Here is a 17,361-nt window from a genome sequence, read left to right as displayed (position 1 = left end):
CCGCTGCATCTATGCACTTGGCGCCACAGCGTCCAGTGTATGCGTCAGCCCGTGAGCTTGCCGCCCCCGCTTCGCGCTTCGCGAGACGTGAAATCGACCTTCGTGACGTTGTCGTGTCCGTCCTTGGCCAGAAGGTTCTTGGCCCGCAGCCTTTCGATGACCTGTTCGGACGGCTCGGGCCGTCCATAGTGATAGCCTTGGCCCTTCATCTTGCCCATGCGCTTGAGCGCCTCGAGAACCACTTCGTCCTCGATACCCTCGGCGGTAACGGGCAGTTTGAGCCCGTCGCTCATGGTCAAAATGGCGTCGATTAGCTTGGCGCCGTGCTCTTGGTCCTTGAGTTCGGAAATGAACGCGCGGTCGATCTTGAGACGGTCGAATGGCAGGCTGCGCAATTGCGCCAGACTCGAATAGCCGGTGCCGAAATCGTCCAGGCTCACGCCTACACCCTGATTGCGCAGGCTGCTGATCATCGAACGGACCATGCCGACATTCTCGTGCAGACAGCTTTCGGTAATCTCGATATCCAGCCGGTGGGGCGGGAAATTGTGGCCGACAAGCAGCTTGAGCAGCTTCTGTGCGAACCACGGATCGCGCATCTGCACGGGAGAGATGTTGACCGAGAGGGTCAGCTTGGGATCCCACGACAGGGCATCTTCGAAAGCCCGCGCGATGAGCGCTTCGCTCATGTCGCCGATGACGCCGATCTCTTCGGCGATCGGGATGAAGATGTCGGGGCCGACCACGCCCATTTCGGGCGATTCCCAACGCGCCAGCATCTCGAACCCGACCAGTTCGCCGGTCTCCAGATCGATCTGTTGTTCGTAATAGGGGCGGAATTCGCCATTCGCGATTCCCCGGCGAATGCCCGCCTCGAGTTCATTGCGGAAGCGTAGCTCGTTTTCCATCGACGGTTCGAACCAGTAGAAGCGGTTCTTGCCCTGCTTCTTGGCATGATACATGGCGATGTCGGCCTTGTGCATCAGGTCCTGCGCCGATGAAGTGCCTTCGCGCACGTTATCGAGTTGCATACTGGACGCCAGTCCAAGCGACATCGTTACGTCGATCGTCGCTTCTCCGCTTGCGACCGGGCGCGCGACATGCTGGATCATCCGCGTGGCGAGCTGGTCGATGCGGTTGGGTACTTGCGGATGATAAGGGACAACGCACACGAATTCGTCGCCGCCCAATCGTGCCAGCACACCGCCCTCCGGGAGTATCCGTTGGATCCGCGCAGCCGTGTTCCGCAGCACTTCGTCGCCCGCCTGGTGGCCATGAAGGTCATTGACCTGCTTGAAGTTGTCGAGATCGATAGCGATCGCGGCGAGCGCCCGTTCGCGGCGTTCCAGACCGACGAGAAGATCGGCCAATACCCCAGTGAAGCTCCGCCGGTTGTGGCAGCCCGTCAAATGATCGATCTCGGCAAGGCGCCGCGCTTCCTCTTCGGATACGCGCCGGGTTCGCAGTTCTTCGGTCAGCGCCTTGTAACGATTCCAGCCCAGCAAAATCAGCGCGATATTCAGCAGAAGAGCATTGCTTAGTGCCACATCGGGCGAAGCGGCCTGACCGTTCCATGCTTTGACGAGGTTTGGCACGACTATTCCCGCCGTGCCCACAAAGAGGATTATGGCCGCGAACGCGATTCCCAGCGTGACGAGGTCGTGATCTTGACGAGCGCTGGCTTTGCCCGTTCCGGCGGGTCCATTACTGGCCATATTTGCGCTCCTCCCGACCAAACCGTCCCGTGGGACCGTGTCACGCAGAGACCGATAGGGCTTATCGCCTAAAAACCCGTTAATCGGGTGTTTTTCGCGGGGGGCCGGTTACACGGTCTGGCCATCGTGTGCAGGGCGCGTTACCCGCGCCGTTACGGAACCGAAATTGAAGGAGCAGCTTTCCCGATGCGCTATTGGCTGATGAAATCCGAACCCTTCAAATATAGCTGGGACGATCTCGTCGCCGAAGAGGAGGGGACTTGGGACGGAGTGCGCAATCATCGCGCCAAGAACAACCTCGCCGCGATGGAAGTGGGCGATCAGGCATTCTTCTACCATTCGCGGGAAGGCCTCGAAATCGTCGGCATCTGCGAAGTGAGCGTCGCGGGGATTACCGATCCGACCGATCCCGAAGGCAAGTGGGCGGCGGTCAAGGTCAAACCCAAGACCAAACTGCCGCACCCGGTAACCCTCAAGCAAATCAAGGCCGAACCCAAGCTCGCGGATTGCGAACTGGTCAAGCTGTCGCGCCTCTCGGTCGCCGAAATCAAGCCCGACGAATGGTCGGTGATCTGCGCCATGGCGGGGATCTGACAGAGCCAGCCGAAAGAAGGAGGCGGGCGCGTGCAAGAGCGAAGCTCCCTCCGCGGCGAGGTTCCGCCGCTTGACCTAGCGGTTGCGTAATCCGCTAACGCTCGCGCCGCTTGCGGCGAGCTGCTCGATATCGATCGTGCAATGGATCAGCCGCAATCCGCCACGCCCCTGCGCATCGACCAGCGCATCCTTGAACTCCTGAGTGGTCGCCGCGCGGGCAGACCAGCCGCCGAAAGCGTTCGCCAATGCCGCAAAGTCGGGATTGGCGAGGCGGGTGGCGCTAATTCGCTCCTCGCCCGGGAATTCGCGTTCCTGATGCATGCGGATGGTCCCGTAGGCGGAATTGTCGACCACGATGACGATGAGGTTCGCGCCATGCTGGACGGCGGTTGCCAGTTCCTGTCCATTCATCAGGAAATCGCCGTCGCCCGCCACGGCGACGACCGTGCGCTGCGGGAAACGCAGCGCGGCCGAGACCGCTGCGGGAACGCCATAGCCCATCGCGCCGCATGTCGGCGCGAGCTGTGTCGGAAGGCCCTCGTAACGCCAGTAGCGGTGCCACCAGCCGGAGAAATTGCCCGCGCCGTTACAGATGATCGTGTCGGCGGGGAGCGTGTCGCGCATGAACTGAACGGCCTGACCCATGTCGAGCGCGTGATCGTTCGGATGCGCGGTCGCCCAGGCTTCCCACTCGGCATGGGCCTCGCGACCCGCGTCGAAATCGATCGCATCGCCCTGGTCCCACAGAGCCGCGCTTTCCGCGAATTCGTCCATACTCGCACAGATCGCCAGATCGGCCGGGTACACGCTGTTCGGCTCGTTCGCATCGGGATGGACATGGACTAGCTTGCGATCCGATGCGGTAAGCGGGGGTACCGTGTAGCCGTCGGTGGTGGCCTCGCCGAGCCGTGCGCCGATGGCGAGGACAAGATCGGCACTCTTTACCCGTTCGACGAGTTTGGGGTTAGGGCCATAGCCGAGATTGCCAGCATAGACCGGGCTCGAGGGCGAAATCGCATCCTGCCGCCGGAAGGCCGTTGCGACGGGGATGCCGAGGCGCTCGGCGAAGAGTTGGAAGTTCTCGCGTGCCTTCGCGTTCCAGCCCGCCCCGCCGATGATCGCGATGGGTGAAGCGGCATCGGCGATCAGCGCCATCATCGCCTGCATCGCATCGGGGCAGGGGGCCTGCGCGGGACGTGCGACGCACGGGCGCGGCTTGCTATCCGTATCGCGGCTCAGCATGTCTTCGGGTAGAGCGAGCACCACGGGACCGGGGCGACCGGACATTGCTGTGGCGTAGGCGCGGGCGACATATTCGGGGATGCGATCCGCGCTGTCGATCCGTGCCGCCCATTTGGCGATGGGGCCGAAAAAGGCGCTGAAATCGACTTCCTGAAACCCTTCGCGATCGCGCATTTCGCTATCGACGTCACCGACGAACAGGATCATCGGCTGCGAATCCTGCATCGCTACATGGACACCGATGCTGGCATTCGTCGCCCCCGGCCCGCGGGTGACGAAGGCTACACCGGGCCGGCCGGTCATTGCCCCGTCTGCGCAGGCCATGAACGCGACGCCGCCTTCCTGCCGACAGGTGACCACATCGATCGCATCCTGCCGACCGAGCCCGTCGAGCACTTGCAGGAAGCTTTCTCCCGGAACGGTGAAGATGCGATCGCAGCCCTGCTTGGTCAGGCAATCGATCAGGAGTTGGGCGGCTTGCGGTGTGTCGGGCGCTGTCATGACAGCGGCGATTAGCTCGCCAATCGGAGCGGTGCAATCGCTGCAAACATGGTTAATTTTTGCCAAAGCGTGCCAATTGGGGACAGGCCGGACTCGAGAGGATACCGAATGGTTAAAATTTCGTTAACCCGGCATCATGAGACGCGCATTGGTCCTGACGAGCGACGGCAACCGGCACTGGTTCCGGGCCAGCCTGCCGCAGCGCCGCCGTGGTTTCGCGGATCTACCCCAGGACAAGACGATCGACTGGCGCCTGACCGCCGAGGATGTGCGCGGCGTGGCGACGACTTATTTCGCCACCGTGGCCGCGGTGCTGGCCTTCATCGTCTAGGTTTCAGACTCTGACTGTCGCAACCGCTTCGGCGGCTTCGTTCTCTGCGGCGATCAGGCGCTTCGCCAGCCATGCCGAGACCAGACACATGGCTGCGCACAGCAGGATCTGTTCGGTTATCGGCACGCCTGCCGCGCTCAAGCCCATGGCCACGAGCGACCCGACCACCATTGCTCCCGAGTTTACGATATTGTTGGCCGCGATGGTGCGCGAGGCCTTGTCGGGCGAAACGCGTGTGGTGAGGAAGGCGTAAAGCGGTACCACGAACATCCCGCCTGCGACGGAAATTCCCAGCAGACACAGCAAGAGGACGTTGGCCATCGGCCAGGCAACGAATTCACCGACGCTCAGCAGGCGGCTCGGCTGGTCGGCCTCCCACAGCTTCGCGACGACGTAGAAGGCCACGACGAAGACGCCCATCGCGATGACCGAAACCGGCGAGTACCGTGCCGATACCCGTCCCCTGAGCAGCGCATTGACCGCCACCGATCCGATCGCCACGCCGACCGAGAAGACCACGAGAAACAAGCTCGCCACTTCGGGGCTGGCCATGATCGTGTTCTTGGCCAGCGGGGGGAACTGGATGAACAGCACTGCGCCAATCGTCCAGAAGAAGCTGATCGCAAGGATGGCGTAATAGACTTCCGCATTGTGCATCGTATCGCGCACCAGCTTCACCGAAGCGCGCAGAATGTGCCAGTCGAGCTTCTCGACCTCGCCCATGGGCGGAGCGGGTGGCACCTGGCGGCTGACCAGATAGCCGATACAGGAAATCACGATGATCCCGATCGCCGCCCACCCCGTGTAATCGACTGCCAGCGGGCCGGCGAGGATCGTGCCCATCAGAATTGCGATATAGGTGCCCGCTTCGACCAGCCCGGTGCCTGCCAGAACCTCGTCCTTCTTCAGGTGCTGCGGCAGAATCGCGTATTTGATCGGGCCGAGAAAGGTCGACTGCACCCCGGTCAAAAACAGGGCCAGCAGCAGCAGCGGGATGGCCACCGTGTGGACGAGGATGCCCTGCCAGGCCATGTAGAGGCCGGTCGCCCCGATCATCATCAACCCGATCTCGCACAGTTTCACCGTGCGGATGATCTTCGCCTTGTCGCGCATGTCGGCGAGTTGTCCCGCGAGCGCCGAAAGGATGAAAAACGGCAGAATGAAAAGGCCCGAGGCCAGGCCGCTGAAACTCGCTTCGGTGGCCGGGTCGCTGTAGACCGCATACACAACGAACAGGACCATGGTGGTCTTGTACAGATTGTCGTTGAATGCGTTGAACAACTGCGTGACGAACAGCGGCAGGAACCGCCTGCGGCGCAGCAAATGCGTGGATGTAAGCATGACCCCCCGGGGCGAAACCCATTCTTCCGATCGACTCTAGTGACCTCGCCGTGGCGGACAAGGAAATTGAGCGGCTTTTGCGACGGGGCGAATGCCGCTAGGCAGACCCACACGATGCTGAACCTGCCCAACATCCTTACGCTTTCGCGCATATTCGCGATCCCGCTGCTGGCCTATTTCCTCTGGTGGCCGGGCTGGGAAGCGGGCTATCTGATCGCTTTCGGGCTTTACTGCCTGATGGGCATTACGGACTATTTCGACGGCTATCTCGCGCGGACAAGCGGGACGGTGTCGAAGCTGGGTATCTTTCTCGATCCGATCGCCGACAAGATCATGGTCGCCGCGGTGATCCTCGTCCTGGCGGCGCAGGGCGTGCTGCGCGGTCCCTATGTCGGCGACATGCATGTCATCGCCGGGCTGATTATCCTGATGCGAGAGATTGCGGTGTCGGGCCTGCGCGAATTCCTCGGCCCATTGCAGGTGTCGATGCCCGTGTCCAAGCTCGCCAAGTGGAAAACGACCTTCCAGATGGTCGCGCTCGGCTCGTTGATCCTTGGTCAGGGCCTGCCGAGATGGGCCGTGATGCTGGGCGAAGTGGAAGCGAATGTCCCGCATACTGTAGGGCTCACGACGCTATGGGCGGCTGCCGTGCTGACGGTAATTACCGGCTGGGATTATCTGCGCGTCGGCCTCAAACACATGGATTGAAGGCCCTCGCGGCGGGAGCCTAACCCGCGCGCAGTTCTTCGGCCAACAGTTCGAAATCGTCGCGGCGGGGCGAATTCTTGCGCCAGATCAGGGCGATTTCGCGCGTGGCGTTCTTGCTCTTGAGCGGGCGAGCGACGACTTCCGTGCCGTTGAGAATGCCCGCATCCACCGCCATTTTGGGCAGCATGGTCAGGCCGAGATCGTTGTCGACCATTTGTACCAGCGTATGGAGGCTGGTGCCGATCATCGTCGCAGAAGCGCGCAATTCGGGGCGGTTGCAGGCGGCCAGCGCGTGATCCTTGAGACAATGGCCGTCTTCGAGCAGCAGGAGGCGCCCTTCGTCGATCATGCTCGGCGGAATGATGTCGGGCGGATCGCGCGGATCGTCCTTCGGGAAGGCGACATAGAGTTCGTCATCCGAGATATGCGCCTTCTCGACCTCGCCGGTGGCGAAGGGAAGGGCGAGCAGAACGCAATCGACGCGCCCGTGCTGGAGCGATTCGACCGCGTCCTGGCTGGTTTCCTCGCGCAGGAACAGCTCAAGGTCGGGCCGTTCCTTGCGCAGGCGCGGCAGAAAGCGCGGCAGCAGGAAGGGCGCGATTGTCGGGATGACGCTCATGCGTAGCTGCCCGGCGAGTGGCTTGCCCGCGGCCTGGACCAGGTCGGCCAGTTCCTCGGCCTCCCGCAAGATGCGGTGCGCCTTGTCGACCACCTGATTGCCCAGCGCCGTGAAGCGCACAACGCGGCGGCTGCGCTCGACCAGAGTCACGCCGAGCAGCGACTCTAGCTCGCGAATGCCCGCCGACAGCGTCGATTGCGACACGAAGCTGGCCTCCGCCGCGCGGCCGAAATGGCCGTGCTCATGCAGCGCGACGAGATATTGGAGCTGCTTGAGGGTCGGAAGGTAGGTGCTCACTCCGCTGCCTGCGCTTCGACCATGCCCGCATGAACTTCGTCGACATGGGTCATCAGCAACCGTCCGTCCTTGACCGCGAAAGCGAGCCTGCCTTCGACCAATTCGAGCGCATCCTTGCCGAAGACGTCGTAGCGCCAGCCTTCGAGGATCTTGAGGTCGCGCACGCCGGCGGCAAGCGCTTCCATTTCGTCGGCTTTGGTCAGCAGACGGGCAGCGACATCGATTTCGCGCGCGCGGATCTTGAGCAGCAGCTTGAGCAGATCGGCGACCAGCGCGCCTTCCTTGCCCAACGGCGCACCGCGTTTCGGCTTATCGGGCATCTCGTCTTTCGGCAGCGGCTCCGCCTTTTCGAGCACTTTCATAAGACGCTTGCCGATGTCGTTGTCTTTCCACGCATTCGACAAGCCGCGAACCTTGGTCAGATCGGCCTGCTTCTTGGGGGGGTGGCTGGCGATATCGGCCAGCGTTTCGTCGCGCATGATGCGCCCGCGCGGGATGTTCTTGTGCTGCGCTTCGCTCTCGCGCCAGGCGGCCAGCGCCTTGAGACGCCCGAGCACGGCAGGGTTGCGCCCCGGCGAACGGATGCGCTGCCAAGCCTTGCCCGCGTCGTTGGCGTAATTTTCAGGATCGGCGAGCTTTTCCATCTCGGCGTCGAGCCAGGCCCCGCGACCGGTCTTGATCAGCTTCTTGAGGATGCGCGGGAAGATCTGCGCCAGATGGGTCACGTCGCCGATCGCATATTCGATCTGGCGGTCGGTCAGCGGACGGCGGCTCCAGTCGGTGAAGCGCGCGCCCTTGTCGATTGTCAGGCCAAGCCAGCTTTCGACGAGATTGGCATAGCCGATCTGTTCCGACTGGCTGATCGCCATCATCGCGATCTGCGTGTCGAAGATCGGCTGCGGTGTCCGCTGCGTGAAATTGTAGACGATCTCGACATCCTGCCCGCCAGCATGGAAGACTTTGAGCACGTCGTCATTGTCGCACATCAGATCCCACAGCGGGGCAAGGTCGATTCCGTCGGCCAGTGGATCGATCGCCGCCGCTTCTTCCGTATTGCCGATCTGCACCAGGCACAGTTCGGGCCAATAGGTGTTTTCGCGCATGAATTCCGTATCGACGCAGACGAAATCGCTTTTCGCCAGACGCTCGCACAATTCGGCGAGCGGTTCGGTCTCGGTAATCAGATCGTGTATTTTCATCGTGTCTTTTCGTGTTCTGTCGGGCGGAGTGCCGCCCCCGGGGCAAAGCCCATACGGTGGCGCGGGGTCATCCCGCATGCGCAAGGTAGCGGGATTTGCGCCCGGCCTGCAATCGCGCGGGCGGCGCTATGCACCGCCGCGACGCGCGCCGCTTTAGACCTGCCATATGCGCGGTCAAGCGAGTCTTAACGCTTGCGAGCTATCGCTGCGGCGCATGGGACGGATCGATTCACTCGAGCATTTCCACGCGCAGGCGGCAGGCCGGCCGTTCGATCATGCGCGCTTCCGGCTCGCCTATCCTCACGCTGCGCAACTGCTTGGTCATACGCTCGCGACGGAGCGCTGCTTCGCATGGGAGAATCTCGGCACTGTCATCGACGAGGGCGACCGATCGCTGATCGAGATTCGCGAAGACGGTCCGGCTGGGCGTTTCAGGCCGCTCGCCGAATTGCCAGCGAAACTCAGCCCCCTGGTCTCCTCGCTCGGCGAAGCGAAGCGCTGGATCATGCTGCGCGATCTGGGGCGCTGGCCCGAGTTCAAGGGTCTGGTCGAGGAAGTGCTGGCGGGCATTGCCCCTGTCGCAGGCCCCGTGACGGGCGATCTGCTCAAGCCTGTTGCGTTTCTTTTCGTCAGCTCGCCCGGCCTGCTCACTCCGCTGCATTTCGATCCCGAATACAACATTCTGTTCCAGATCGCGGGGCGCAAGCGCTTCAGCGTGATCCCGGCGGAATGCGGGCTGCCCGGCAAGGCCGATAATGAGCGGTTTCATCGCACGGGCGACAATCTCCTGCCGTGGACGCCGCAGCTGGCCGAAAGCGCGCTTCATTTCGATATGGGGCCGGGCGATGCCCTGCATGTCCCGTTCAAGGCGGCGCATACGGTGACGGTTGGCGATGCCCCATCGATCTCGCTCTCGGTGACCTGGCGCTCACGCGACAGCCTGCTGCAGGATGACGCTTGGGCGATGAATGGGCTTCTGGCTCGTTGCGGGGTGCGGGTGCCGACACCTGGCGCACGGCCTTGGGTCAGGGCCGGGACGTTGCGGGCCTTGCGCCGCGCCCGTATCGCCTAGTTCCAGGCCAGACGAATCTTGACAAATCGGCCCCCGATGGCTGTTAGGGGCGCGTTTTCGCGCGGCGCCCGGATGCGCGCGCGGCCCCAATCAATTTCCGGCAGAAAGATCGAGCTTTTCATGCACGCCTACCGTACCCATACCTGTGCCGCGCTGACCAAGGACAATGTCGGCGAAACCGTCCGCCTGTCCGGCTGGGTGCACAACAAGCGCGACCATGGCGGCGTGCTGTTCGTCGATTTGCGCGATCATTACGGCATCACCCAGATCGTGGCCGACGAAGACAGCCCGGCGCTCCCGATCCTCGACAAGATCAAGCTGGAATCGGTCGTCACCATCGACGGAACCGTCAAGGCGCGCGCCGACGTTGCGGTGAACCCGAACCTGCCAACCGGCGCAATCGAGGTGTTCGCGCGCGAGGTGAGCGTACAGAGCCGCGCGGACGATTTGCCGCTGATCGTCAATTCGGCGGAAGACTATCCCGAGGAGACGCGCCTCAAATACCGGTTCGTCGATCTGCGCCGCGAGCGGGTGCACAACAACATCATGCTGCGCAACCAGGTCATCACCAGCCTGCGCCGCCGCATGACCGACCAGGGCTTCAGTGAATTCCAGACCCCGATTCTGGGCGCTTCCAGCCCCGAAGGCGCGCGCGACTATCTTGTGCCCAGCCGCCTTCACCCAGGCCGCTTCTATGCGCTCCCCCAGGCGCCGCAGATGTTCAAGCAGCTCCTGATGGTCGCCGGGTTCGATCGTTATTTCCAGATCGCGCCCTGCTTCCGCGACGAAGACCTGCGCGCCGATCGCAGCCCCGAATTCTACCAGCTCGACTTCGAAATGAGTTTCGTCACGCAGGAAGACGTTTTCCAAGCGATCGAACCGGTGCTCGCAGGGGTGTTCGAGGAGTTTTCCGGCGGCAAGAGCGTGACACCGGCGGGTGAATTTCCCCGCATCCCCTATGCCGAAGCGATGCTGAAATACGGCACCGACAAGCCCGATCTGCGCAACCCGCTCATCATCTCCGATGTCACCAGTCATTTCGAAAAGTCGGGCTTCGGCCTGTTCGAAAAGATCGTCGGTGGCGGCGGCCGCGTCCGCGTGATCCCTGCTCCGGACACGCATGAGAAGAGCCGCAAGTTCTTCGACGAGATGAACGACTGGGCGCGCAAGGAAGGCTTCGCAGGCCTCGGCTACGTCACCCGCAAGGGCGGCGAGTTCGGCGGCCCGATCGCCAAGAACCACGGCACCGAAGGCATGGAAAAGCTCTATGCCGAGCTGGGCCTTGGCGAGAATGACGGGTTGTTCTTTGCCGCGGGCAAGGAGAAGGACGCCGCCAAGCTGGCCGGCGCCGCGCGTACCCGCGTCGCCGAAGTGCTCGAACTGATCGAGGAAGGCTGCTTCAAGTTCTGCTGGATCGTCGACTTCCCGATGTTCGAGTATGACGAAGAGCTGAAGAAGATCGACTTCAGCCATAACCCGTTCTCGATGCCCCAAGGGGAGATGGACGCGCTGGAAACCAAGGATCCGCTCGATATCCTCGCCTGGCAGTACGATATCGTTTGCAACGGCTACGAGCTTTCCTCGGGCGCGATCCGTAACCACCGCCCGGACATCATGTACAAGGCGTTCGAGATCGCGGGCTACAGCCAAGCCGATGTCGATGAGAACTTCAGCGGTATGATCGAGGCGTTCAAGCTCGGCGCGCCGCCGCATGGCGGCTCGGCACCGGGTATCGACCGTATCGTAATGCTGCTGGCCGACGAGCCGAACATCCGCGAAGTCATAGCTTTCCCGATGAATCAGCGCGCGCAAGACCTGATGATGGGCGCGCCCAGCATCGTTTCGCCCCGACAATTGCGCGAATTGAACATTCAGCTATCCCAGCAGGCGCGCGAAGCGGTATCATCCGGTAATGCCGCCGAAGCCACCGACGTAAATGGAAATGCCGCCAGTCGTGACGAGCTAGGGCGCGACGAGAACGGCTGACGAGCAAAAAGGCGCGGAGGAATCCGCGCCTTTTTTCTTTAAGTCGAGCCTTGATCAGTCGTACTGTTTCTCGATCATGTCGCCGAAACGCTCGCCTTCGCAAATCTCGCTGTAGCACTGTTGTACGATGGTCCGTTCCTGCGCTTCGAGCTGGCCGCTTTCCAACGCTTTTTCAAACTTACCCTTGATGTAATCCTCGCCTTCTTCGACCCGTTCGGCGGCGGCTTCGTCATTGCTTTCGAATGCCGAGGTGATCGATTGCCACAGTTGGTGCGCTTCGCCAGTCAGGGTGCCCTTGGTAGTAAGTTCGTCGCCCTGCCGCTCGAGCTCGGCGTTCATCTGCGCAAGCGTCTGTTCACGTTGTTGCAGGCGCTGGTTGAGGGCCTGCTTGAGCTGCGGGCTATCGGCTTTTTCGGCAGCTTGGCGATAACCTTCGACCGAGTCGAAGGTGGTATCGGTGAGACTTTTGAATACGGTACTTGCCATGATTTCGCTTCCCTTTGCAGTGTCGTGCATATCGAATAAACGGCCGGGAGAGACCATGGGTTCGAGCTATCGGACGAGTTGCCCTTGCGCTGCGCCGCGCCGTTCATTAGGGCGACAGGCAATTCAATAACCCCCAAATCTGAGAGGGACAAAAATGAGCGATACTGCCGACCGCGTGCAGAAGATTGTCGTCGAGCACCTCGGCGTCGAGGCCGACAAGGTCACCCAGGAAGCCAGCTTTATCGACGATCTGGGCGCAGACAGCCTCGACATCGTCGAGCTGGTGATGGCGTTCGAAGAAGAATTCGGCGTCGAAATCCCCGACGATGCGGCCGAGAAAATCACCACCGTCGGCGACGCGACCAAGTATATCGAAGAGCACAAGGGTTAAACCCAGCGCTTTTCAGAACCCGCGCTTGTTGCGGGAACGGACAGGCCCGACCCGATAACGGGCCGGGCCTGTTGTCTTATCTGCGGAGAATTACATGCGTCGTGTGGTCGTAACCGGACTTGGCCTCGTCACTCCCCTGGGCGGTGACGTAGAGACCTCATGGAAGAACCTGATCGCGGGCAAGAGCGGGGCGGGGCCTATTACCCGTTTCGATACCACCGGGCAGAAATGCACCATCGCCTGCGAGGTGAAGCCGAAAGACCATGAGGACGGGTTCGATCCGGATAAGCGCGTCGATCACAAGGTCCAGCGCCAGGTCGATCCGTTTATTGTCTACGGTATCGATGCCGCCGGCCAGGCGCTCGAAGATGCCGGGCTTGCCGAGATGGACGACGATCTCAAGCTGCGGACCGGCGTATCGATCGGTTCGGGCATCGGCGGCCTACCCGGGATCGAGAGTGAATCGATCGTCCTGCACGAGCGTGGCCCGGGCCGAGTTTCTCCGCACTTCGTCCATGGGCGCTTGATCAACCTCATCAGTGGCCAGGTTTCGATCAAATACGGGCTGATGGGGCCGAACCATGCCGTGGTAACGGCGTGTTCGACCGGTGCGCATTCGATAGGCGATGCGGCACGCATGATCGCGCTCGATGATGCGGATGTGATGCTCGCTGGCGGTGCGGAAAGCACGATCAATCCGCTGGGTGTTGCCGGTTTCGCACAGGCGCGTGCGCTCAATATGAGCATGAACGACCGCCCCACCGAAGCAAGCCGCCCCTATGACAAGGATCGCGACGGCTTCGTCATGGGCGAGGGCGCCGGTGTCGTGGTGCTGGAGGAATACGAACACGCCAAGGCGCGCGGCGCGACGATCTATGCCGAAGTGGTCGGCTATGGCCTGTCGGGCGACGCATATCACGTCACCGCGCCGCATCCCGAAGGCAAGGGTGCGGAACTCGCCATGCGCATGGCGTTGAAGAAGGCGGGGCTCGACGCGACCGATATCGACTATGTCAACGCGCACGGCACCTCGACCATGGCCGACACGATCGAGCTGGGTGCGGTCAAGCGCGTTTTGGGCGACGATCTCAGCGGCGCTTCGATGAGTTCCACCAAGTCGGCCATCGGCCACCTGCTCGGCGGAGCGGGCGCGGTAGAGGCGATCTTCTGCATCCTCGCGATCCGCGATCAGGTGGTTCCGCCCACGCTCAACCTTCACAACCCCGATGAGGGCACCGAGGGCGTCGATCTCGTACCGCTTCAGGCCAAAAAGCGCGAGGTAAAAGCAGCCCTCAACAACAGCTTCGGTTTCGGCGGCACCAATGCGTCGCTGATCGTCAAGAAGGTCGATTGATGTGAAGAAAGTCGGCTGCCTTGTGGCAGGCGTCCTCGCGCTGCTCTTGGCGGTGGGTGCGATCTGGTTCCTTTCCGGCTGGTGGGGCGATGCAGAGGTCGAAGAGGATACGAGCTTCATCGTCCCTTCGGGCGCAAGCTTGACATCGGTCGCCGAAAAGCTGGCGGATGAAGGTCTGATCGGCGACGCCGACGGCTTTCTGATTCGGGCCAAGATATTCGGATCGTCCGATCCGATTATGGCGGGCGAGTTTCTACTTCCCGCTGGCGTGAGCAATGCCGCGATTCTCGATACCTTCCAGCATGGTGAGGTAATCCGCCGGTTCGTCACGATACCCGAAGGCATGCCCTCGATCCTGGTACATGAGCGCCTGATGGCGGAGGAGTATCTGACGGGCGAAATCCCCGTTCCGGTCGAAGGCTCTGTCTTGCCGGATACGTACGATTTCGAGCGCGGCGAGGCGCGTAGCGCGGTGCTCGCACGGATGCAGGCGGCGATGCAGAATTACCTCGCCGAAGCGTGGCCCAAGCGCTCTGCCGATATCGCTGTCGATAATATCAGGGACGCCGTCATCCTGGCTTCGATCGTCGAAAAGGAAACCGGAAAGCCGAGCGAGCGGCGTATGGTCGCAGGGCTGTATTCGAACCGCGTGAGGGACGGCATGTTGCTGCAGGCCGACCCGACCATCATTTATCCGATCACGAAGGGTAAGCCTCTGGGCCGCCGCATCCGCCAATCGGAAATCGCCGCGATCAACGATTACAACACTTATACGATGGTGGGGTTGCCCAAGGGGCCGATCACCAATCCGGGCCGCGAGGCGATTGCAGCGGTGCTGAATCCCGCCAAAACGAGCGCGCGCTACATGGTCGCGGACGGCACGGGCGGCCATGCCTTTGCCGAAACGCTGGAAGAGCATAACCGTAATGTGGCAAAGTGGTTCGAGATCCGCCGCGAACGTGGGGAAATGTGAGCGAAGCCGGTGACGCGCCGCTAATCCTTACCGCGCAGCTTCCGCGGGATTTACACGCCCGCTTTACCGCCCTGAGGGACATGCATTTCCCGCCGGAGCGCAACTATCTCGAAGCCCATGTGACGCTGTTTCACGCCTTGCCTGCAATGTGCGAGGCCGAGCTGTGCAGCCATCTGAAGAGGATTGCCGGCGAATTCGCGCCCGTGATGGGACAGGTCGATGGCCTGATGCCGCTCGGCGGCGGTACCGCAATCAAGCTGTCGAGCCCCGACATGCTTCATCTGCGCGACATGATCGCGGACCATTTCCATGGCATGCTCACCGGTCAGGATCGGCATCGTCCCGCGCTTCATGTCACGATCCAGAACAAGGTTGCCGTCAAGGAAGCACGCGCTTTGCAGACGGCGCTGGCAGGCACCATCGAACCGCGCCCCTTTGTCTTTCGCGGCCTTGCTCTGTTCCGCTATCGCGGGGGACCCTGGGAGGCGGTGAAGGATTTTGCGTTCAGGGGGAGCGGCGGGGCATAGTAGCTCAGCGACGGACGGCGGCGCGCCGCGTTTGCGGGTAGCGACGATCGATCCTTATGCGCAGGCGCATGGCGCCCCTTTCCATGCCCGGTTGAACACGGCCTCGCCCGAGGTGTTTGGTCGCGGGCTGGTGACCGGGACCGGGCGCGTGAACGAAGCCGTTTCGCAGCCCATCACAGAAAAGGCGAGCGACACGCAATTGCGCGGTTGACCACATGCCCCGACCGCCCTAAATGCGCCGCCTGCCGAGCGGATTGTTGCCCCGGCAGGCCTCTTCGGGGCGGAGTAGCTCAGGTGGTTAGAGCAGCGGAATCATAATCCGCGTGTCGGGGGTTCGAGTCCCTCCTCCGCTACCAATCTCGAATCCGCATCGGTTCGCTTGCTTCCGCATGGGTCCGGATTTTCGACTCAAATCACTGATTACAATGACAGTTATGCTACCACGCCAGTCCGCTTGGGGCCGTATGCGTCCGCATGTGTTCGCCTGAAGCCGGGGCCTTGGGCGTGTTTCTCGTCTTCGTGGAATCAAGCGATGCCCCCAACTGCGCGGTCGAGCCGGGGGGGCGGCTTTTCTCGCCTGTGCAATCGCTTGTTGAGGGCATTCCCCAACGGATCCTTCGCAAGGGCCCCAATTTACTGTTTGAGTTCGAGTCCCGCCTGAGGATCCGAGCAGAAGCGACCGAATTGGGGCAGGGGAGGACCCAGCCCTTTGTCTCCTGAAATGACCGCTTCGCGGCCATATCCGAGGCCTTGGCTCCCGAGTTCCTGGGTCCTGAAAGCAGACAATATTGCTTGTCAGTCGGCCAGCATGGAATGAGCATTTTCGAGCTTGGTCAAATCTCTCGGCTCGACTTCTATAAGGGAGTTCGGGATTGAATGAGGTTCGACAAGCGTTCGGCTGTCCAATAGGCTGAGACGATGGATCAAATCACGTTCTCAGACTTCCTCAAGATCGATATTCGCTGCGGCAGCGTCCTTCGCACCGAACCTTTTCCCGAAGAGCGCAAGCCCGCGCTCAAGCTGTGGGTCGATTTCGGCGGGAAGATCGGCGAACGCAAGAGCTCTGCGCAGATTACCGATCTTTACGCGCCGGAAGATCTTGTCGGTCGACAGGTCATGGCTGTCGTGAATTTTCCGCCGCGGCAGATCGGCCCGTTCATGTCAGAGGTGCTGGTGTTGGGCTTTACCGATGCCGAAGGGCGGATCGTGCTCGCCGCGCCCGATGGCGAAGTGTCCAATGGCGCACGAATGGCCTAGGAGGTGAGAGAGCCGAGCGCTTCTCTCAGCGGATCGAGCCAAGGCTCGAACGGCTTCCAGGCATTTTGCCCGCTGCGGTTGATGGGTTGGCGCACCTGTTCGCTGCTGGCGCTACGAACCGCGCGCTCGCTCTTGTGAAAATCGAGGCAGGCTTCCTCGAACGGTAGTTCCAGATAGCCAAGCATCCGCCGGGTTTGTCCTTCGAGATCGTCGAGCACGTCTTCGTGCTTCACGCGCAGGACCTTGCCCGGTAGCACGCGGTCCCAATGGTCCATCAGGTCGACGTAATCGGCATAATAGCGGCCGATCTCGGTCAGGCCGTAGGTGAACTCCTGGCCCTCCGCGAACAACTGCTTGAAGCCCGAAAAACAGCAGTCCATCGGATCGCGGCGGGCATCGATGATCTTGGCATTGGGCAGTATCAGGTGGATCAGCCCAATATGGCGGAAATTGTTCGGCATCTTGTCGATGAAAAATGGCGCGCCCTGCCGATGGATACGTGTGTCTTCGATGAATTTCTCACCGAAGTTGTCGATCTGCTCCGAGGTCAGCTCATGCAGGATTTCAGGATTGCGCGACCTTGCGCCAACGCAGGCGATGCGCGAGCGCGAGGATATCGACGCCGCCTCTACGCCCGTCATCGGCAGTTTGCGCGTCCTGGGCGACTGCTGGCGCAGCCATGGCGATGGCAATTGCGCCGGCGGATGCGCCGACTACGAGATACTTCATGACTGGAGAGCCCCCTCGGTTCTTGACTAGTCAGAATCC

17 protein-coding genes, 1 tRNA gene and 1 pseudogene are annotated in these 17,361 nt (G+C 61.7%); 12 read left to right on the top strand and 7 right to left on the bottom strand.

The window, feature by feature from the left end:
• Nucleotides 1-44 precede the first annotated feature (44 nt).
• Nucleotides 45-1,715, bottom strand: a complete 1,671-nt coding sequence (locus L5849_RS05220; RefSeq protein ID WP_236924717.1) for a bifunctional diguanylate cyclase/phosphodiesterase — start codon at nt 1,713-1,715, stop codon at nt 45-47.
• A gap of 186 nt (nt 1,716-1,901) precedes the next feature.
• Here L5849_RS05220 and L5849_RS05215 point away from each other — a divergent pair, with 186 nt between their 5' ends.
• Entirely contained in the window at nt 1,902-2,309 is a 408-nt protein-coding gene (locus L5849_RS05215; RefSeq protein ID WP_115416446.1) for an EVE domain-containing protein, read from the top strand.
• 75 nt (nt 2,310-2,384) lie between these two features.
• On the opposite strand, the gene L5849_RS05210 is transcribed toward L5849_RS05215, so the two are convergent.
• Complete coding sequence (locus L5849_RS05210) at nt 2,385-4,052, bottom strand: thiamine pyrophosphate-binding protein (RefSeq protein WP_236924716.1); 1,668 nt, start codon at nt 4,050-4,052, stop codon at nt 2,385-2,387.
• Between the two features lie 136 nt (nt 4,053-4,188).
• Here L5849_RS05210 and L5849_RS05205 point away from each other — a divergent pair, with 136 nt between their 5' ends.
• Nucleotides 4,189-4,383 carry a hypothetical protein gene (locus tag L5849_RS05205; protein WP_236924715.1) on the top strand — a complete coding sequence of 65 codons (195 nt, stop codon included), beginning with the start codon at nt 4,189-4,191 and terminating at the stop codon, nt 4,381-4,383.
• Between the two features lie 3 nt (nt 4,384-4,386).
• Here the strand turns inward: L5849_RS05205 and L5849_RS05200 are convergent, their stop codons facing one another.
• Nucleotides 4,387-5,724: an MFS transporter gene (locus L5849_RS05200; RefSeq protein ID WP_115416449.1), complete on the bottom strand. Its 1,338-nt coding sequence runs from the start codon at nt 5,722-5,724 to the stop codon at nt 4,387-4,389.
• A 114-nt stretch (nt 5,725-5,838) separates the two neighbouring features.
• On the opposite strand from L5849_RS05200, the gene pgsA reads away from it, so the two are divergent.
• Nucleotides 5,839-6,432 (top strand): CDP-diacylglycerol--glycerol-3-phosphate 3-phosphatidyltransferase, encoded by a 594-nt coding sequence (pgsA, locus tag L5849_RS05195; RefSeq protein WP_236924714.1) that lies wholly within the window; start codon nt 5,839-5,841, stop codon nt 6,430-6,432.
• 19 nt (nt 6,433-6,451) lie between these two features.
• Here pgsA and L5849_RS05190 read toward each other — a convergent pair whose 3' ends face one another.
• Together L5849_RS05190 and rnd are read right to left on the bottom strand one after the other, a co-directional pair.
• Nucleotides 6,452-7,348, bottom strand: coding sequence for a LysR substrate-binding domain-containing protein (locus L5849_RS05190; RefSeq protein WP_115416451.1), 897 nt, complete (start codon nt 7,346-7,348; stop codon nt 6,452-6,454).
• Nucleotides 7,345-8,547: a ribonuclease D gene (gene rnd / locus L5849_RS05185; protein ID WP_236924713.1), complete on the bottom strand. Its 1,203-nt coding sequence runs from the start codon at nt 8,545-8,547 to the stop codon at nt 7,345-7,347. The genes L5849_RS05190 and rnd overlap by 4 nt, the downstream gene beginning before the upstream one ends.
• Before the next feature lie 214 nt (nt 8,548-8,761).
• Here rnd and L5849_RS05180 point away from each other — a divergent pair, with 214 nt between their 5' ends.
• Both L5849_RS05180 and aspS read left to right on the top strand, forming a co-directional pair.
• Nucleotides 8,762-9,619: a cupin-like domain-containing protein gene (locus tag L5849_RS05180; protein WP_236924712.1), complete on the top strand. Its 858-nt coding sequence runs from the start codon at nt 8,762-8,764 to the stop codon at nt 9,617-9,619.
• A gap of 120 nt (nt 9,620-9,739) precedes the next feature.
• Nucleotides 9,740-11,605, top strand: coding sequence for an aspartate--tRNA ligase (aspS, locus tag L5849_RS05175; RefSeq protein WP_236924711.1), 1,866 nt, complete (start codon nt 9,740-9,742; stop codon nt 11,603-11,605).
• 54 nt (nt 11,606-11,659) lie between these two features.
• On the opposite strand, the gene L5849_RS05170 is transcribed toward aspS, so the two are convergent.
• Nucleotides 11,660-12,148 carry a PA2169 family four-helix-bundle protein gene (locus L5849_RS05170; protein WP_236924710.1) on the bottom strand — a complete coding sequence of 163 codons (489 nt, stop codon included), beginning with the start codon at nt 12,146-12,148 and terminating at the stop codon, nt 11,660-11,662.
• A gap of 97 nt (nt 12,149-12,245) precedes the next feature.
• Between L5849_RS05170 and L5849_RS05165 the strand changes: the two genes are divergently transcribed.
• The 7 genes from L5849_RS05165 to L5849_RS05135 all read left to right on the top strand — a co-directional run bounded on the left by L5849_RS05165 (nt 12,246) and on the right by L5849_RS05135 (nt 16,593).
• Nucleotides 12,246-12,482 carry an acyl carrier protein gene (locus L5849_RS05165; protein ID WP_006834437.1) on the top strand — a complete coding sequence of 79 codons (237 nt, stop codon included), beginning with the start codon at nt 12,246-12,248 and terminating at the stop codon, nt 12,480-12,482.
• A 94-nt stretch (nt 12,483-12,576) separates the two neighbouring features.
• A complete protein-coding gene (gene fabF / locus L5849_RS05160) occupies nt 12,577-13,836 on the top strand; it encodes a beta-ketoacyl-ACP synthase II (protein ID WP_236924709.1) in 1,260 nt (419 codons plus the stop codon).
• Between the two features lies 1 nt (nt 13,837).
• Nucleotides 13,838-14,809 carry an endolytic transglycosylase MltG gene (gene mltG, locus L5849_RS05155; RefSeq protein ID WP_236924708.1) on the top strand — a complete coding sequence of 324 codons (972 nt, stop codon included), beginning with the start codon at nt 13,838-13,840 and terminating at the stop codon, nt 14,807-14,809.
• Nucleotides 14,806-15,336: a 2'-5' RNA ligase family protein gene (locus L5849_RS05150; RefSeq protein WP_236924707.1), complete on the top strand. Its 531-nt coding sequence runs from the start codon at nt 14,806-14,808 to the stop codon at nt 15,334-15,336. The genes mltG and L5849_RS05150 overlap by 4 nt, the downstream gene beginning before the upstream one ends.
• Before the next feature lie 31 nt (nt 15,337-15,367).
• Entirely contained in the window at nt 15,368-15,547 is a 180-nt protein-coding gene (locus tag L5849_RS05145) for a hypothetical protein (protein ID WP_236924706.1), read from the top strand.
• Nucleotides 15,548-15,615: 68 nt separating this feature from the next.
• Nucleotides 15,616-15,692, top strand: a tRNA-Met gene (locus L5849_RS05140).
• 562 nt (nt 15,693-16,254) lie between these two features.
• The gene (locus tag L5849_RS05135; protein ID WP_236924705.1) at nt 16,255-16,593 is read left to right on the top strand and encodes a tRNA-binding protein; all 339 of its coding nucleotides are present in this window, start codon (nt 16,255-16,257) and stop codon (nt 16,591-16,593) included.
• On the opposite strand, the pseudogene L5849_RS05130 reads toward L5849_RS05135, so the two are convergent.
• A pseudogene (locus L5849_RS05130) lies at nt 16,590-17,211 on the bottom strand (sulfotransferase); the annotation flags it as partial. The gene L5849_RS05135 and the pseudogene L5849_RS05130 overlap by 4 nt on opposite strands.
• Nucleotides 17,212-17,361: the final 150 nt, after the last annotated feature.

It is taken from the genome of Erythrobacter sp. SN021 (assembly GCF_021864455.1).
Note: the sequence above shows the minus strand (reverse complement) of the source record. Positions and strands in the feature narration are given on the sequence as shown.

What these genes read in the sequence shown, in the direction of transcription:
- L5849_RS05200 (WP_115416449.1), bottom strand. Translation starts at nt 5,724, where the DNA reads ATGCTTACATCCACGCATTTGCTGCGCCGCAGGCGGTTCCTGCCGCTG.
- rnd (WP_236924713.1), bottom strand. Translation starts at nt 8,547, where the DNA reads ATGAAAATACACGATCTGATTACCGAGACCGAACCGCTCGCCGAATTG.
- L5849_RS05215 (WP_115416446.1), top strand. Translation starts at nt 1,902, where the DNA reads ATGCGCTATTGGCTGATGAAATCCGAACCCTTCAAATATAGCTGGGAC.
- L5849_RS05135 (WP_236924705.1), top strand. Translation starts at nt 16,255, where the DNA reads ATGGATCAAATCACGTTCTCAGACTTCCTCAAGATCGATATTCGCTGC.
- pgsA (WP_236924714.1), top strand. Translation starts at nt 5,839, where the DNA reads ATGCTGAACCTGCCCAACATCCTTACGCTTTCGCGCATATTCGCGATC.
- L5849_RS05210 (WP_236924716.1), bottom strand. Translation starts at nt 4,052, where the DNA reads ATGACAGCGCCCGACACACCGCAAGCCGCCCAACTCCTGATCGATTGC.
- fabF (WP_236924709.1), top strand. Translation starts at nt 12,577, where the DNA reads ATGCGTCGTGTGGTCGTAACCGGACTTGGCCTCGTCACTCCCCTGGGC.
- L5849_RS05205 (WP_236924715.1), top strand. Translation starts at nt 4,189, where the DNA reads ATGAGACGCGCATTGGTCCTGACGAGCGACGGCAACCGGCACTGGTTC.
- L5849_RS05180 (WP_236924712.1), top strand. Translation starts at nt 8,762, where the DNA reads ATGGGACGGATCGATTCACTCGAGCATTTCCACGCGCAGGCGGCAGGC.
- L5849_RS05220 (WP_236924717.1), bottom strand. Translation starts at nt 1,715, where the DNA reads ATGGCCAGTAATGGACCCGCCGGAACGGGCAAAGCCAGCGCTCGTCAA.
- aspS (WP_236924711.1), top strand. Translation starts at nt 9,740, where the DNA reads ATGCACGCCTACCGTACCCATACCTGTGCCGCGCTGACCAAGGACAAT.
- L5849_RS05165 (WP_006834437.1), top strand. Translation starts at nt 12,246, where the DNA reads ATGAGCGATACTGCCGACCGCGTGCAGAAGATTGTCGTCGAGCACCTC.
- L5849_RS05170 (WP_236924710.1), bottom strand. Translation starts at nt 12,148, where the DNA reads ATGGTCTCTCCCGGCCGTTTATTCGATATGCACGACACTGCAAAGGGA.